This is a genomic window from Sphingomonas astragali (assembly GCF_051400615.1).
Classification (GTDB): domain Bacteria; phylum Pseudomonadota; class Alphaproteobacteria; order Sphingomonadales; family Sphingomonadaceae; genus Sphingomonas.
Genome location: NZ_JBLFFH010000001.1, coordinates 331,286 through 346,918, shown reverse-complemented (window position 1 = coordinate 346,918; position 15,633 = coordinate 331,286). Strand labels below are relative to the sequence as shown.

At 68.2% G+C, this 15,633-nt stretch carries 13 protein-coding genes; all 13 read left to right on the top strand.

Annotation, left to right across the window (positions count from 1 at the left end):
- Positions 1-46: 46 nt before the first annotated feature.
- The 13 genes from ACMGER_RS01785 (at position 47) to ACMGER_RS01725 (ending at position 15,632) form a co-directional block, all read left to right on the top strand.
- Complete coding sequence (locus ACMGER_RS01785; protein ID WP_436810410.1) at positions 47-436, top strand: c-type cytochrome; 390 nt, start codon at positions 47-49, stop codon at positions 434-436.
- 49 nt (positions 437-485) lie between these two features.
- The gene (locus tag ACMGER_RS01780; RefSeq protein ID WP_436811642.1) at positions 486-1,496 is read left to right on the top strand and encodes a sugar phosphate isomerase/epimerase family protein; all 1,011 of its coding nucleotides are present in this window, start codon (positions 486-488) and stop codon (positions 1,494-1,496) included.
- Positions 1,497-1,537: 41 nt separating this feature from the next.
- The gene (locus ACMGER_RS01775; RefSeq protein ID WP_436810409.1) at positions 1,538-2,839 is read left to right on the top strand and encodes an MFS transporter; all 1,302 of its coding nucleotides are present in this window, start codon (positions 1,538-1,540) and stop codon (positions 2,837-2,839) included.
- Complete coding sequence (locus ACMGER_RS01770; RefSeq protein WP_436810408.1) at positions 2,836-3,744, top strand: hydroxypyruvate isomerase family protein; 909 nt, start codon at positions 2,836-2,838, stop codon at positions 3,742-3,744. The genes ACMGER_RS01775 and ACMGER_RS01770 overlap by 4 nt, the downstream gene beginning before the upstream one ends.
- A gap of 105 nt (positions 3,745-3,849) precedes the next feature.
- Complete coding sequence (locus ACMGER_RS01765) at positions 3,850-4,413, top strand: gluconate 2-dehydrogenase subunit 3 family protein (RefSeq protein ID WP_436811641.1); 564 nt, start codon at positions 3,850-3,852, stop codon at positions 4,411-4,413.
- Positions 4,410-5,246 carry a sugar phosphate isomerase/epimerase family protein gene (locus ACMGER_RS01760; RefSeq protein WP_436810407.1) on the top strand — a complete coding sequence of 279 codons (837 nt, stop codon included), beginning with the start codon at positions 4,410-4,412 and terminating at the stop codon, positions 5,244-5,246. The genes ACMGER_RS01765 and ACMGER_RS01760 overlap by 4 nt, the downstream gene beginning before the upstream one ends.
- Positions 5,247-5,270: 24 nt before the next feature.
- On the top strand, positions 5,271-6,953 hold the full coding sequence (locus ACMGER_RS01755) for a GMC oxidoreductase (protein ID WP_436810406.1): 1,683 nt from the start codon (positions 5,271-5,273) through the stop codon (positions 6,951-6,953).
- Positions 6,954-7,280: 327 nt separating this feature from the next.
- Positions 7,281-9,689, top strand: coding sequence for a TonB-dependent receptor (locus ACMGER_RS01750; protein WP_436810405.1), 2,409 nt, complete (start codon positions 7,281-7,283; stop codon positions 9,687-9,689).
- Between the two features lie 19 nt (positions 9,690-9,708).
- The gene (locus tag ACMGER_RS01745) at positions 9,709-10,944 is read left to right on the top strand and encodes a parallel beta-helix domain-containing protein (protein ID WP_436810404.1); all 1,236 of its coding nucleotides are present in this window, start codon (positions 9,709-9,711) and stop codon (positions 10,942-10,944) included.
- Entirely contained in the window at positions 10,941-12,110 is a 1,170-nt protein-coding gene (locus ACMGER_RS01740; RefSeq protein WP_436810403.1) for an SO2930 family diheme c-type cytochrome, read from the top strand. The genes ACMGER_RS01745 and ACMGER_RS01740 overlap by 4 nt, the downstream gene beginning before the upstream one ends.
- Positions 12,107-13,360: a D-arabinono-1,4-lactone oxidase gene (locus ACMGER_RS01735; RefSeq protein ID WP_436810402.1), complete on the top strand. Its 1,254-nt coding sequence runs from the start codon at positions 12,107-12,109 to the stop codon at positions 13,358-13,360. Before ACMGER_RS01740 ends, ACMGER_RS01735 begins: the two co-directional genes overlap by 4 nt.
- A complete protein-coding gene (locus tag ACMGER_RS01730) occupies positions 13,360-14,502 on the top strand; it encodes a DSD1 family PLP-dependent enzyme (protein WP_436810401.1) in 1,143 nt (380 codons plus the stop codon). Before ACMGER_RS01735 ends, ACMGER_RS01730 begins: the two co-directional genes overlap by 1 nt.
- Positions 14,499-15,632, top strand: a complete 1,134-nt coding sequence (locus ACMGER_RS01725) for a hypothetical protein (protein WP_436810400.1) — start codon at positions 14,499-14,501, stop codon at positions 15,630-15,632. Before ACMGER_RS01730 ends, ACMGER_RS01725 begins: the two co-directional genes overlap by 4 nt.
- Position 15,633: the final 1 nt, after the last annotated feature.

Genomic DNA, 15,633 nt, shown 5'->3' with positions numbered 1-15,633 from the left:
GACCGGTTACATGAGGCGACCGATCGTTTCCAGACCGGAGAGGATAATGAAATTTTTGGTCGGGTTGCTGCCGGTGGCGGCGTCGATAGCGCTCGCACCGGCCATGTTGCCGCCCGTGCAGGCTCAGGCTGCGCCCGATCCCGGCGCGCAGGCGTTCGGCCAATGCCGCGCGTGCCATACGCTCCAGGCTGGGGCCAAGGGCACGATGGGCCCCAATCTCCATGGGCTGTTCGGCAGGCAGGCCGGGACCGCGCCGGGCTTCACTAATTACAGCACGGCGCTCAAGGCCTCGAAGATCCGCTGGAACGAGCAGACGCTCGACCAGTATCTCGCCGCGCCGACGCAGAAGGTACCGGGTACGCGGATGGTGATGCGGGTGCCGGATGCGGCGAAGCGCAAGGCGCTGATCGCCTATCTCAAGACCGCAACCAAATGATGCGCGGAGGGCGCCGGTGAAGGGTCCCGCCGTCTTCCTCGCCCAGTTCATGGGCGACGCGGCGCCGTTCGACACGCTGGCGTCGGCCGCCCGCTGGATGGCGGACGCGGGCTATGTCGGGGTGCAGATCCCGACCTGGGACCCGCGCTGCATCGATCTCAGGCGCGCCGCCGAGAGCCAGGATTATTGCGACGAGCTCGCCGGCACCTGCCGCGAGGCGGGCGTCGAGATCACCGAGCTGTCGACGCATCTCCAAGGCCAGCTCGTCGCGGTCCATCCCGCCTATGACGCCGCGTTCGACGGCTTCGCGCCCGAGGCGGTGCACGGCAAGCCCGCCGAGCGCCAGGCGTGGGCGGTCGAGCAGCTCCATCTTGCCGCCAGGGCGAGCAGGCGGCTCGGCCTCAACGCCCATGCCACCTTCTCCGGAGCGCTGGCCTGGCCGTTCTTCTATCCCTGGCCGCAGCGTCCGGCCGGGCTGATCGAGGAAGCCTTTGCCGAGCTGGCACGGCGGTGGCGGCCGATCCTCGCCGCGTTCGAGGATGCCGGAGTCGACCTCGCCTATGAGATCCACCCGGGCGAGGACCTGCACGACGGCGCGACCTTCGAGCGGTTCCTGGCCGCGGTCGGCAACCATCCGCGCGCGAACATCCTCTACGATCCCAGCCATTATGTGCTGCAGGCGCTCGATTATCTCGAGTTCATCGACATCTATCACGAGCGCATCCGGATGTTCCACGTCAAGGACGCCGAGTTCAATCCGACCGGGCGCTCGGGCGTCTACGGCGGCTACCAGGACTGGATCGACCGGCCCGGCCGCTTCCGCTCGCTGGGCGACGGGCAGGTCGACTTCACCGGCATCTTCTCGAAGCTGACCCAGTTCGGCTATTCGGGCTGGGCGGTGCTCGAATGGGAATGCTGCCTCAAGCATCCCGAGGATGGCGCGCGCGAAGGGGCCCCGTTCATCGCCGCGCACATGATCCGCCGGCCCGAGCGCGCCTTTGACGATTTCGCCGCGGGCAGCGATCCGGGGCTCAATCGCAAGCTGCTGGGGCTGGGCTGACGGCCGGTCGGACAAGAACGACAAGGGGAGGGAGAGCGGCAATGGCCGAGACGTTGAACAAGGGACGGCTGTTCTGGCTGGGCGTGCTGGCCCTGTTCACCGCGGCCTCCAGCCTGGCGATCCGCGGTGCGATCGCCAGCGGGCTCAAGGCCGAATGGATCGACCCGATCGCGCCGCTGCAGGCAGGCGAGCTGCTCGCCGCCGCCCTGGGCGCGGCCTTCCTCAGCTTCGCGATCACCTTGTTCGTCGCCAGCGCCTTTCTCGACCAGCTCGGCATGAAGCGGTGCCTGCTGGCAGCCGGCCTGTGCTTCATCCTGGGGCCGTTGCTGATCGTCACCGCGGGCCACCTCGCCAGCGGCATGACCGTCTACACGTTCGTCTGGCTCGGGATGCTGGTCAGCGGCATCGGCTGGGGATTGACCGAGGCGACGATCAACCCGTTGACCGCGCAGCTCTATCCCGAGGACACCACCCACCGACTCAACGTGCTGCACGCCTGGTTCCCCGGCGGGATCATCGTCGGCGGGCTGATCGGCTTCTTCCTGTCCGCGACCCTGCCGTGGCAGGGGATCATGGCGCTGGTGATGATCCCCGCCGCCGCGACCGTCCTGATCGCCGCGACCACCAGCTTCCCGCCGCCGCTCCGCGCCCAGAGCGGCGTGAGCTTCGGCGAGATGGTGACCGAGGTGTTCCGCCGCCCCAGCTTCTTCATCTGGTTCAGCGCGATGTTCCTCACCGCCGCATCGGAGCTGGCGCCGGGCCAGTGGATCGACGTCGCCCTGTCGAACCGCGTTGGGATGCGCGGCATCCTGCTGCTGGTCTACGTCAACGCGCTGATGTTCGTGTTCCGCCATTTCGCGGGCCGGCTGGCCAACCGGATCTCGAATCCCGGGCTGCTGTGGGTATCGAGCCTGCTTGCCGCGATCGGGCTGTTCATGCTGAGCCAAGCGCAGTCGCCGGTCGCAGCGATCCTCGCCTCGACGGTGTGGGGCCTCGGCGTCTGCGTGATGTGGCCGACGATGCTCGCCTCGGTCGCCGAACGCTATCCGCGCGGTGGATCGTGGGCAATGGGCTTGGTCGGATCGGCGGGGGCGCTCGCGAGCTTCTTCGTGCTGCCGCTGCTGGGGGCGATGTTCGATCGCGCCAAGATCGAGTTCGCCGGCGGCCCCGAAGCCTTTGCGAAGCTGGCCGGCGCGGCGAAGCTCGCGGTCGAGGATGCCGCGGCGTCGGTCTCTTTCCAGCGGCTGGCGATCCTGCCGGTCGTCCTGCTCGCGGTGTTCGGCTTCATCTGGCTGCGCGAACGCGGCAAGTCGCGTGCCGTTCTCGCGGGGGAGGCGGCATGAAGCTCAGCCGGCGATCGGTCCTGGCGGCGAGCGCCGCCACCGCGGGCGCGGCGGCGATGGCGCGCGCGGCCCCCGCGCAGGATGCCGGGCGCTTCTCGCTCGGCTATGCGCCGCACGAGGGCAGCTTCGCGAGCCGCGGCGGCCTCATCGACCAGATCGCCTATGCCGCCGACCAGGGCTTCCGCGCCTGGGAGGACAATACGGCGCGCGACCGCCCGGTCGCCGAGCAGAATGCGATGGCGAAGGCGCTGGCGGACCGCGGCATGACGATGGGCGTGTTCGTCGTGAGTATGCCCAGATGGGCCGATTTCCGCCCGGTGCTGGGCGGCGACGACGATGCGGAGCGCGAGGCGTTCCTGGCGGACGTCCGTGCCTCGGTCGAGGTCGCCAAGCGGCTCAACGCCAAGTGGATGACGGTGGTGACCGGCTTCGTGGACCGCCGGGTGCCGGTCGAGATCCAGACTGCCCGTGTCATCGACCTGATGCGCCGCGCTGCCGAGATCTGCGAACCGCACGGGCTGGTGATGGTGATGGAGCCGCTCAACACGCTGGTGAACCACCCCGGCATCTTCATGCGGACGATCCCGCAGGGCTTCGCCGTCGCCCGCGCGGTGAACAGCCCGTCGGTGAAGGTGCTCGCCGACCTCTATCATCAGCAGATTCAGGCCGGGAACCTGATCAACACGCTCGAGACGTGCTGGAGCGAGATCGCCTATATCCAGTTCGGCGACAATCCGGGCCGCAACGAGCCGGGCACCGGCGAGGTCAATTATCGCAATGTCGTGAAGTGGCTGCGCGAGCGGAAGTTCGCCGGCGTGATCGGCATGGAGCACGGCAATTCGCTGAAGGGCCGTGCCGGCGAGGACCGGCTGGTGGCGGCCTATCGCGAGATCGACCGTGCCTGAGGAAGGAAGCCGCTTGAGGTATGTTGCGCGAATGAGTTTGGCGGCCGGCGTGCGCCCGCTGCCCGGAACGGCGCTGAGCCGCGATTCGACAGGAGGTGTGCAGTGATTATCGACCGCAGGGACGCGATGGCCGGCATCGTCGCGATGTTCGGCACCGCGCTGTTCGCGCCGATCGCGCGGGCGGCGGGGCAGGTCGCCGCGACCGAGCTGATCAACGACGGTCCGCCCAGCGCCGGCGTCTTCACCGCCGAGCAGCGGGCGCTGGTGAGCGCGCTCAGCGAGCGCGTGATCCCGACCACCGACACGCCGGGCGCGATCGCCGCGGGTGTGCCGCAGTTCATCGAGAAGCTGCTCGCCGACTGGGCGATGCCCGAGGACAAGAAGCCGATCGTCGCCGGCCTCGACGCGATCGAGGCGCGCAGCCAACGCGATTACAAGGTCGCCGCCGCCAAGGCGACGCCGCAGCAGCAAGACGCGCTGCTGACGCTGGCGATGGAGGACAAGATCGACGGCGGCGCCGACTTCTTCGAGAAGTTCCGCCAGCTCGTCATCTCCGGCTACTACACCTCGGAGATCGGCATCACCCAGGAGCGCGAATATCTCCCGGTGCCGGGCCAGTACGACGGCGCCTTCCCCTATTCCAAGGTCAACAAGGTCTATTCGTCATGATGGCAACGCGACGTCACATCCTCGCCGGCGGTGCAGTTCTGGCGACCGCCCTTGCCGCCGGCCCGCTGGCCGCCGCGCGCGCCTCGCGGCCGATCGGGCTGCAGCTCTACACCGTGCGCGAGCTGTTCCAGGCCGATCCGATGGGCACGCTCGAGAAGGTCGCGACGATCGGCTACCGCGAGGTCGAGTACGGCGGCGGCGGCTACGACACGATGGACCATGCCGCGCTCCGCAAGACGATGGACCGATTGGGCCTCAAGGCGCCGTCGATCCACGTCGGCTACGACGCGCTCGCCGGCAAGCTCGACGCGGTGGTGGCGATGGCGCGCACGCTCGGCGCCGACGCCATCGTCCTGCCCTATATGGTCGACCAGTACCGCACGGCCGAGGCCTGGCCGCGCGCGGTCGCCGATTTCAACCGCTTCGCCGGCGAGCTCAAGAAGGCGGGCCTCGGCTTCGCCTATCACAACCATGACTTCGAGTTCACCAACAAGGTCGGCGACCGCACCTTGTACGACGTGCTGATCGCCGAGCGCGATCCGGCGCTGGTCAAGCTCGAGATCGACCTGTTCTGGGCGATCAAGGCCGGGCAGGACCCCAAGGCGCTGATCCGCCGCGTGGCCGGCCACGTCTACGCCTATCACGTCAAGGACATGACCGCCGACGGCGCGATGACCAGCGTCGGCAAGGGCACGATCGACTTCGCCGACATCTTCACGCTCAACGACACGGCGGGCGTCAAGCATTTCTACGTCGAGAACGACCAGTCGCCGGCGCCCTATCTGCCGGACATCACCACCAGCTTTGCGACACTCAGCCGGCTCTTCGCCTGACCCGGCCACGAAGGAACCTTTCACATGGCAGCGACGGACCAATTCGACGCGATCGTCATCGGCTCAGGAGTGAGCGGTGGCTGGGCAGCCAAGGAGCTGACCGAAAAAGGGCTGCGCGTGCTGATGCTCGACCGCGGCGTGATGGTCGAGCACGGCGAGAACTATGACTACGACGGCAAGCCGCCGTACGAGATCCCGGCGCGCAACATCATGCCCCAGCGGCTGACCGAGAGCGACTATTTCATCGCCAAGCACGGCTATGTCTCGCCGGGGAGCATGAAATTCTACAACAACGACCGGCTCAATCCCTATGCCTATGACGAGGGCTCCAAATTCTACTGGATCCGTCCGGGCGCGGTCGGCGGCAAGTCGCTGATCTGGGGACGCTGGTCGTTCCGCTGGGCGCCCGAGGACTTCGAGGCGAACAAGCGCGAGAACGTCGGGATCGACTGGCCGATCCGCTACGACGATCTCGCCCCCTGGTACAGCTATGTCGAGAAATACATCGGCGTGTCGGGATCGCGCGAGAACCTGCCGCAGCTGCCCGACAGCGAGTTCCAGCCGCCGATGCAGATGAACATCGCCGAGAAATGGGTGAAGGAGCGGCTCGAGGCGACCTCGCCGGGGCGCAAGCTCATCAACACGCGCCTCTCCAACATGACCGAGGATAAGCCCGACCAGGGCCGTTCCAAGTGCCAGTTCCGCAACCAGTGCGGCCGCGGCTGCTCGTTCGGCGCCTATTTCTCGACGCAGGCGGTGACCTTGCCCGCCGCCCGTGCGACCGGGCGGCTGACGCTGCGCTCGGACGCGGTGGTCAGCAACCTCGTCTACGATGCCGCGCGCAAGCGGGTCACGGGCGTGCGCGTGGTCGACACCAAGACCAAGCAGGCGGAGGTCATTCCGGCGCGGCTGGTCTTCCTGTGCGCCTCGGCGATGGCGTCGAACCAGATCCTGCTGAACTCGCGGCCGGAGGGCAGCGGCCGCAGCTATTTCGACACCAGCGGCACGCTCGGCCGCTATGTGATGGACCATATCTTCCGCGTCGGCGTCTCGGGCGAGATCCCGGGCATGACCGAATATATCGAGTACGGCCGGCGGCCGGGCGGGGTCTACATTCCGCGCTTCCGCAACGTCGGCGGCGAGGAGGGCGTCGGCTTCAAGCGCGGCTATGGGTATCAGGGTTCGGCCTTCCGCGATCCGGCCGGGCCGGAAGGTTTCGGCGCCGCGATGAAGCACGGGATGCGCAAATACGGGCCGTGGCGGTTCGGCATGGGCGCGTTCGGCGAATGCCTGCCCTATGAGGACAACCATGTGTCGCTGCACCCGGACAAGGTCGACCGCTTCGGCATCCCGCTGATGCGTTTCGACGTCACCTTCCGCGACAACGAGCTCAAGATGATGAGCGACGCGCGGACCGAGGGCGAGAAGATGCTCAAGGCAGCGGGGCTGCTCAACGTCACGAGCAACCGCGGGGAGCATGTGCCGGGCGATGCCATCCACGAGATGGGTGGCGCGCGCATGGGCGCCGATCCGCGCCAGTCGGTGCTCAACAAGTGGAGCCAGGCGCACGACGCCGCCAACCTGTTCGTTACCGACGGGGCGCAGATGGCGTCGGTGTCGTGCGTCAATCCATCGCTTACCTTCATGGCGTTGACGGCGCGCGCGGCGGACTATGCCGTCAAGCAGTTCAAGGCGGGGACGATCTGATCTTTTGCCCTCTCCCCTTGATAGGGGAGAGGGATGCCGCAGCTTGGCGCGTCAGCGTTCGTCCGTTTTAAGTTGAGACGATGGGCTCCTGCGAAGGCAGGAGCCCTGGACATTTGCCGTCTCGCTCGCCGCCAAAGCTCCTGCCTTCGCAGGAGCACTGACACTGCTTCAATCTGAACAGGACGGACCCTGAGTCTACGCACCCCTCTCCCCTCCAAGGAGGGGAGAGGGCATTGGTTGTCGATTGGCCTCCTAAATTATAGTCTTGACTATTCTATTCGGAAGGCATTCACTCTCCCGAAAAACAGACATCAGGGAGGGCCGACGATGAGGGGACGGTACGGGCTTGGTCTGTTGATGGGGGCGGCGGTGACTTGGTCGCTGCCCGTAGAGGCGCAGACGGCGCCCGGTCAGGCGGAGGCGCCGGCTGAGGTGGACCGCGGCGAGCAGGTCGACGACATCATCGTCACCGCGCAGCGGCGCGAGCAGTCGCTGCAGGAGGTGCCGATCAGCGTCACCGCGTTCAGTTCGGCCGGCATCGCCGCGCTCGGCGCCGAGTCGATCGGCGATCTCGACACCTTCACGCCGGGGCTGACGATCAACGACACCTCGGTGACGCAGCCCTCATTCACCATCCGCGGCGTCGCCACCGACGATTTCGGCATCGGCACCGATCCGTCGGTCGGCATCTTCGTCGACGGCATCTATTCGGGGCGATCGGGGTCGGCACTGATCTTCTTCAACGACATCAACCGGGTCGAGGTGCTCAAAGGGCCGCAGGGTACGCTGTTCGGCCGCAACACGTCGGGCGGCGCGATCTCGATCGTCACCAACAAACCTTCCGACCGGCTGGAGGCGAACGGCACCCTGCAGGTCGGCAACTACGGCAAGGTCCGCGCCGACGTGACCGGCAACCTGCCGATCACCGGCAATCTCGCGCTGCGCGTGAACGGGGTGCTCAACCGGCGCAACGGCTATCTCAAGGATGCGATCACGGGCGAGGACCGCGAGCGCGAGCACAACACGTCCGGCCGCGCGGCGCTGCGCTGGCAGCCGGGCGCCGATACCGACATCATCCTCGCCTACGACCATGACGATACCGACAAGGACGGTCCGACCGCGGTCGGTGTCAGCCAATGGGCGCTCAGCAAGGATCCGTTCGGGCGGTTCACCAACGACGTGATCGACGACCATGAGACGCGCATCCTCAACGCCGTCTCGTTGACCGCGACGCATCGAATGGGGGACCTGACGCTGACCAGCCTCAGCTCGTTCAAGCATTTCAAGACGCGCAACCGCGAGGACGAGGACGGCACCGGCGATCCCACCCGCTATCTCGACACCGAGAACGTCGAGAAGAACTCGAGCATCTATCAGGAGCTCAGGCTCAACTTCGAGAACGACCGCTGGAACGTCGTCGCCGGCGGCAGCTATTTCCACGAACGCGGGCGGCAGGCGAGCGTGGTCACCGCGCTGAGCGATTCGGTGAACCGGCTGGTCGGCGACGCAACGGGAGGTGAATTCCCGATCTTCACCATCCTCGACAGCTTCGGGCTGCCGGTGTTCGGCAACACCTTCCAGGAGGTGATGAGCAACCGCGCGGCGAACGACTCGCTCGCCGCCTTCGCCGACGCGACCTTCAAGGCGACGCCGCGGCTGAGCCTGACCGCCGGCATCCGCTACACGCGCGACGTCAAGCGGTTCAGCTGGTTCAACGGCGGCTTCTCGTCGCCCGGGCTTGATGCGGCGGTCGCACCGGGAGCGCTCTACAATGCGATCCTGGGAGCTCCGCTCTTTCCCGATGACATCATGATCAGCGCCGCCGACTTCTTCCGCGCGACGGTCGGGCCGGAGGGGCTCGTCTTCAATAGCGGTGCGCTCGAAGGCGTGCAGTTCACCCGCCGCGCCAAGTTCAACGACGTCTCGCCGCGCTTCGTCGTGCAATATGACGCGAGCGACGACGTCCACCTCTATGCCTCGGCCTCGCGCGGGTACAAGGCGGGCGGGTTCAACTCGGTCCAGATCAACTCCTTCTTCGCGCCGGAGAAGGTGTGGAACTTCGAGGGCGGGGTGAAGTCCGAGCTGTTCGACCGCCGGGTGCGGCTCAACCTCTCCGGCTATTACTTCAAGTACCGTAATCGCCAGTCGATCAGCCTGGAGAGCGTCGGCGGCGGCATCCCGCAATATATCACCCGCTCGGGCGACTCGCGGGCCTATGGCCTCGACCTCGACACCCAGTTCGTGGTGACGCGCGACTTCAACGTCACCGCCACCGCCGGCCTGATCGATTCCAAATGGGTGAAGCGGGTCGAGCAGGACATCGACATCGGCGGCCAGCCGACCGGCGAGCCGGTGTTCCGCGGCATCCTCGGCCTCCATTATGCGCGCGAGACGGACGGGGGCACGATCTTCGGCGACGCGAGCTACAGCTACACCTCGCGCCAGCGGATGAACGACGCGTCGCGCGCGATCGACGCGGCGATCGCCGATCCTGACGGCGCCGGGGTCGACCTATCCATGCTCGACCGGCTGCGCAGCCCGCGCAACATCATCAACGCGCGGGTCGGCTGGCGCAGCCCCGACAATCATTATTCGATCGCCTTCTACGCCGAGAACCTGCTCAACGAGAAATATCTGCGCACGCTCAACACGATCACCGCCGACACCTTCTTCACCCCCTATGTCCGGCGCGATCGGCCGGGCTTCTACGGTGTCGAGCTGGGGCTGCGATTCTGACGATAACGGGAGAGGGACGATGACGAAGCGGATGGGATTGCTGGGATGCGTGGCGGCGCTGGCGCTCGCCGGCTGCGGCGGGCCGAAGACGGACGCGCAGGGTTTCACCATCGATCCGGATTTCGAGAAGACCCTGCAGGCCAAGCTGCTCGACGCCAAGCCCGGCACCGTGATCGACCTGCCCGCCGGCAAATATGCCCTCAGCCGCAGCCTCAGCCTCACCGCCAACGGCGTGACCTTGCGCGGCAAGGGGATGGACAAGACCATCCTGTCCTTCGCCCGCGCGACCTCCGGCGCGGAAGGATTGCTGGTCACCGGCGACGACTTCACGCTGGAGGACCTGGCGCTGGAGGACACCAAGGGCGACGCGCTCAAGATCAACGGCACCAGGAACGCCGTGATGCGCCGCGTCCGTGCCGAATGGACGCGCGGACCCAACGCCGGGAACGGCGCCTACGGCCTCTATCCCGTGCAGGTGACCAACATCCTCGTCGAAGGCGTCGTGGTGAAGGGCGCGTCGGACGCCGGCATCTACGTCGGCCAGTCGAACAACGTCATCGTCCGCGACAGCCGTGCCGAGGGCAACGTCGCCGGCATCGAGATCGAGAATTCGAGCAACGCCGACGTCTACGGCAACACCACGACAGGCAACACCGGCGGCATCCTGGTGTTCAACATGCCCAACCTGCCGGTGCCGGGCGCCAAGACCCGCGTGTTCCGGAACCAGGTGGTCGCCAACAACCACCCCAATTTCGGCGCCAAGGGCAGCGCGGTCAGCTCGGTGCCGGCGGGATCGGGGGTGATCGTCAACTCGAACGACGAGGTCGAGATCTTCGACAATGACATCAAGGACAACGGAACGGCGAACGTCATCATCTCGAGCTATTATTCGACCGGCTTCGACACCAAGGGCGGCGTCGCCAAGGCCTATGATCCGTTCCCGGAGAAGATCTACGTCACCGGCAACCGCTTCTCCGGCGGCGGCGACAAGCCGGGCAATCCGCAGCTCGCGCCGCTGGCGACGCTGGGCGGCGGGCGGCTGCCCGACGTGCTGTGGGACGGCTTCGTCAATCCCAAGGTCGGCGATCCCCGGATCTGCGTGCAGAACGGCGAGGCGAAGGTGCTCAACGCCGACGGGCCGTCGAAATACGCCAAGGCGCGGATCGACACCCAGCGCAACTGCGCGCCGCCGGCGCGGCTGCGTGCCGTCACCCTGCCCGCGGCGATGACGAAGGATAGCGGCAAGGCATCATGATCGCGCGTCTGCTTGCGGCGCTGGCCGCAGCGCTGTTCGTCGCGGGGTGCGGCCAGGCGCCGCGCTCCGTGACCTTCCATCCCGACGAGAATCCCGCGAAGCTATCCGCCTGGGGGCTGTTCACCGTCGCCGACGGACGGATCGTGCCGCACGAGGGCATGATCACCTATGAGCTCAACACGCCGCTGTTCAGCGATTATGCGCAGAAATGGCGGACGGTGTGGATGCCGAAGGGCGTCCATGCCAGCTACCAGTCGGACGCGCCGTTCGACTTCCCGGTAGGGACGATCGTCACCAAGACCTTCTACTATACGACGCCCACCGACGCGGCCGATCCGCAGACCAGCGGGACGGTGGTGAAGATGACGCCGGCGACCTACCAGAGCGGCGTCGACGGGCTCGACCTCAAGCATGTCCGGCTGATCGAGACGCGGCTGCTGATCCGGCGCGCCTCGGGTTGGGTGGCGCTGCCCTATGTGTGGGACGAGGACGGGCGCGACGCGACGCTGGAGCGGACCGGCGCCGATGTCGCGCTGACGCTCGACGAGGGCGGCGGGCGCAGAGTGGCGTTCGACTATGCCGTGCCCAACCAGAACCAGTGCGCCGGCTGTCACGTCCAGGATTTCCGCACGCGCGCGGTCGAGCCGATCGGGCTCAAGGCGCGCCATCTCAACCGCGAGTTTCCGGGGCCGGGGGGCGAGATCAACCAGCTGAGGCGCCTGGTCGCGGCCGGCTATCTCGCCGGCGTCCCGGCAAGCGGCGTGCCGCGCAACGCCGACTGGGAGGACGTGCGCACCGACACAATCGCGCGGGCGCGCGCCTATCTCGACATCAACTGCAGCCATTGCCACAATCGCGACGGCGCCGCGCGCACCTCCGGGCTGTGGCTCGACGCCGGCACCAGCGACCCGCGCCTGCTCGGCGTGTGCAAGCCGCCGGTCGCCGCCGGCCGCGGTACCGGCGACCGCCCGTTCGACGTGGTGCCGGGCGATCCCGACCATTCGATCCTCGCCTATCGCCTCGCCAGCGACGACCCCGGCGTGATGATGCCCGAGCTCGGCCGCGACATCACGCATGACGAGGGCGTGGCGCTGGTCATCAACTATATCCGCACCCTGAAGGGCGCCTGCGTCCAGGACGACGGCACCGAGACGGCGGCGCGATGAGCTGGTCCAACTGGTCCGGCAGCGTCGTCGCGCCAGCGCCGGTGCTGCGCCCGAGGGACGAGGCGGAGCTGTCCGCTGCGATCCGGCGCGTTGGCAAGGTGCGCGCGACCGGGGCGGGGCACAGCTTCATGCCGCTGTGCGAGTCCGGCGAGCTGATCGTCAGCCTGGAGGACATGGCCGGCGAGGTGACCGTCGCCGCCGACCGCCGCACCGCGCGCATCCCCGCCGGCTGGAGCATCCGCCGGCTGACCGCGGCGCTGTGGGAGGAGGGGCTGGCGCTCGCCAACCAGGGCGACGTCAACCCGCAGTCGCTCGCCGGGGCGATGGCGACGGGCACGCACGGCACCGGCCGCGATCTCGGCTCGCTGTCGACCTTCGCGTGCGGGTTCCGGCTGATCGGCCCCGACGGCGAGGCGCGGTGGTGCGACGCCGCGACCGAGCCCGAGCTGTTCCAGGCGCAGCGGCTGTCGCTCGGCATGTTCGGCATCGCCACCGAGATCGAGGTCGCGGTGGTCCCGGCCTATCATCTCGCCGAGCGGATCGAGAAGCGGCGTTGGGACGAGGTGCGCGCGACCTTCGACACGCTGGTCGAGCGGCATCGCCATGTCGAGTTCTGGCTGTTCCCCTATGCCGACAGCGTGATCCTGAAGACGCTGGAGCCGACCGACCCCTGTGACCCGCCGCGCTCCACCACCGACATGGAGGAGACCGCTTTCCGCCGCGTGCTGGAGATCGGCCGGCGCGCGCCGTTCCTGACGCCGCTGCTCCAGCGCGGCATGATGCGGACGCGCTTCAAGAGCCGGCGGCGCGGGCCAGCGCACACCATCTTCCCGTCCGATCGCACGATCCGGTTCGAGGAGATGGAATATGAGATGGCGCGCGCGGCGGGGCTCGACACGCTCGACGAGGTGGTGCGCTGGATCCGCCGCAAGCGGTTGCCGGTGACCTTTCCATTCGAGTTCCGCGTGGTCGCGGGCGACGACATCTGGATGAGCCCGATGAACGCGGGGCCGGTCGCCGCCATCTCGATGCATCAATATGCGCGGATGCCGTGGCAGGCGCTGTTCGCCGAAGCCGAGACGATCTTGCGCGCGAACGGCGGGCGGCCGCACTGGGCCAAGCGCCACCGCTTGACCCGCGCCGACGTCGATGCGCTCTATCCGATGGCCGGGCGCTATCGCGAGGTGCGCCGCGCGGCCGATCCCGAGGACAAGTTCCTCAACCCGCATCTGGAGGCGTTGTTTTCCTGATGGACGACCGCGAGCTGCACACCCATCTGATCGGCCGGCAGGGATCGCGCGGCGAGCTCAACACGCCGGTGCTGGTGCTCGACGTCGATGCGCTCGACCGCAATATCGCGAAGATGGCGGCGCTGACGGCGGAGCGGGGCGTGGGCCTGCGTCCCCATGCCAAGACCCACAAGAGCGCCGACATCGGCAAGCGCCAGCTCGCCGCCGGGGCGCTGGGCCTGTGCTGCGCCAAGATCGGCGAGGCGGAGGTGATGGCGGACGCGGGGATCGCCGGCATCCTGATCACCTCGCCGGTGACCGCGCCGGGGGCGATCGAGCGCCTCGCCGCGCTCGCCGGGCGGGCCGAGGGGCTGATGGCGGTGGTCGACCATCCCGACGTCGCCGCGCGCATCGACCATGCGCTCGCCGCCGCCGGGACGCGGCTCGACGTGATCATCGACATCGATCCGGGCATCCGCCGCACCGGCGTCGCCTCCGCCGAGGATGCGGTGGCGCTGGCGCGGGCGATCGCCGGCCTGCCGAAGCTCGCCTGGCGCGGCGTCCAGTTCTACTGCGGATCGCAGCAGCACATCGAAAGCTATGCCGAGCGCCGCGCCGCCATCATCGAGCGCACCGATTATCTCAGACAGGTGATCGCCGCACTGAGCGAGGCCGGCTTCGCGCCGGGCATCGTCACCGGATCGGGCACCGGCACCCATCGCATCGACCTTGAGCTCGGCGCGTTCACCGAGCTGCAGGCCGGCTCCTACGTGTTCATGGACAAGCAGTATCTCGACTGCGACCTCGCCGACGCGCCCGAGCCGCCGTTCGAGACCTCGCTGGCGGTCGACGCGCGGGTGGTCAGCGCCAACCATCCGGCGCTGGTCACGATCGATGCGGGCTACAAGTCGCTGTCGACCGACGGCGGCTCGGCGGTGGTGCAGCGCGGCGCGCCCGCCGAGACGATGTTCATGTTCATGGGCGACGAGCACGCCGCGCTGATCGGCCCCGACATCGCCGCGCGGCTGCGGCCGGGCGATGCGGTCAGCCTGACGGTGCCGCACTGCGACCCGACGGTGAACCTCTATGATTTCTATCATGTCGTGCGTGGCGACACGCTGATCGACCTTTGGCCGGTGAGCGCCCGAGGCCGCGCCCGGTGAGCGAGGCCGGCGCCAGGCTGGGGCCGGACCGCATCGTCGCGATTCTCGCCGTCGGGGTGGTCGGGGTGCTGATTCCCGGTCTCCAGCCGCAGCTGCTCGGCGCGCTCGCCGCCGAAGGGACGCTGAGCGCCACCGCGCTCGGCGTGCTCGCCACCGTCGAGCTGCTGGCGATGGGTCTGGCCGCGGGCGGGACGGGGTTCGTGTTGCCATCGCGCCGGTTGCGCGAGATCGCCGGTGTGGCGCTGGTGATGACCGGCGTGCTCGACGCCGCGACGCCGGGCCTGAGCGCCGGCGCGATCTTCCCGGCCCGGATCGCGGCGGGGCTGGCGGAGGGCGTACTGGTCTGGATCGCGATCGGCTTCATCGTGCGCAGCCGCCGGCCGGAGCGATGGGCGGGCATCTATCTCGCCGTCCAGACGCTCGCCCAGTTCGCGCTTGCCACGCTGATCGGCGTGGTCGGTGCTGGCGCCGGATGGGGCTTTACGCTGCTCGGCGCCGTCACCGTCGCGGGGCTCCTCGCATTGCCATGGCTGCCGCGCGGCTATGCGGCGCATGAGGAGGCGGTCGGCGGCCGGCCCTCGCCGCGTGGCCTCGTCGCGCTCGGTGGGGTGGTGTTCTACCTCGCCTTCATCGTCGCCGTCTGGGTCTATATCGAGCCGCTCGCACGCCAGGAGCATATCGGAGCCGCGGCGATCGCGACGGCGCCGCCGCTCGCGCTCGCCATGCAGGTATTGGGCGCGGCGGCCGCGACCGGGCTGGCCGGTCGCGTCCCTCCTCGGCTCACGATCGTTCTCGTCGGCATCGCCAATCTCGGGCTGCTCGGCCTGATCGGCGCGCCGCCCTCCGATGCGGCGTTCGTCGCGGCAGTGGCGGTGTTCGGCTTCCTGTGGCTGTTCGTCATGCCGTTCCAGATCCCGATCGTGATCGCCGCCGATCCCAGCCGCCGCGCGGCGATGCTGATCGGTGGGGCCCAGCTCACCGGCTCCAGCCTCGGCCCGTTCTTGGCCGCGCTGCTGGTCGGCGACGCCGACGTCTCGCCGGTGCTCTGGTTCGGTGGCGCCTGCGCGGCTATGGGCGTGGCGGCGCTGATCGGCGCCGGTCGAACGAGCGTTCCTGGACAAGAGAGTTGAA